At 60.0% G+C, this 728-nt stretch carries 1 protein-coding gene; it reads right to left on the minus strand.

Features of this window, described 5'->3' with window-relative positions; genetic code table 11:
- The coding region (locus PDO_RS16785) for a transposase (protein WP_037074496.1) at window positions 1–648 on the minus strand (648 nt) is incomplete at its 3' end.
- Window positions 649–728: the final 80 nt, after the last annotated feature.

A 728-nucleotide genomic window follows, 5' to 3' on the forward strand; every position in this document is an offset into this window, starting at 1 on the left:
TGCATGGCCGAGATAGGCAAGCCGGCTCTCCTGGCCGGATGCCTTGCGATAAAGCCGCGCATCCGGATCGGTTGTGGAGGCATGTGTCTCGTTCGAGCGTTTCTCGTCGCGAAAGTCCCGCTCGCCGTTTCTGCCGCCATCCGCAGGATTGCCAGACCCGTCCTTCGGCCGGAAGCTCTTCATCGAGGCGAATGCCTTCAGCATCGTACCATCCACCGAGAAATGCTCGGCGCTCAAAAGCCGCTTCACCCGGCGGTCCGATAGAAGTGCGGCTAGAAACCCTTGCGCGATCTCTTCCGTCAGCACCCGCGTCCGGTTCTTCGAGAATGTCGAGGCGTCCCAGACCGGATCGTCGACGCCGAGCCCGACGAACCAGCGAAACAAAAGATCGAAGTCCAGCCGCTCCATCAGTTGCCGCTCCGAGCGGATCGAATAGAAAAGCTGCAACAGGATCGCCCGCAACAGCCGCTCCGGCGCGATCGACGGACGACCCGTCTCCTTGTAGAGCGCCGAAAACCGATCATCGAGTACGGCCAGCGCCGAGTTCACCAGATCGCGCGTCGCCCGAAGAGGATGACCCATCGGCACCCGCGCCTCCAGATCGACGTAAGAAAAAAGTTGGGAACACCGCTCATCAATGCCGCGCAGCGCATCAATCCATAGCCAATCAGGACAACCTGATCGAATCAGCTTTCCAAACCAAAAGCCAGAGGGTTGTTCAGCAGCCT

The sequence above is a fragment of the Rhizobium sp. PDO1-076 genome, assembly GCF_000247475.1.
GTDB lineage: Bacteria > Pseudomonadota > Alphaproteobacteria > Rhizobiales > Rhizobiaceae > Allorhizobium.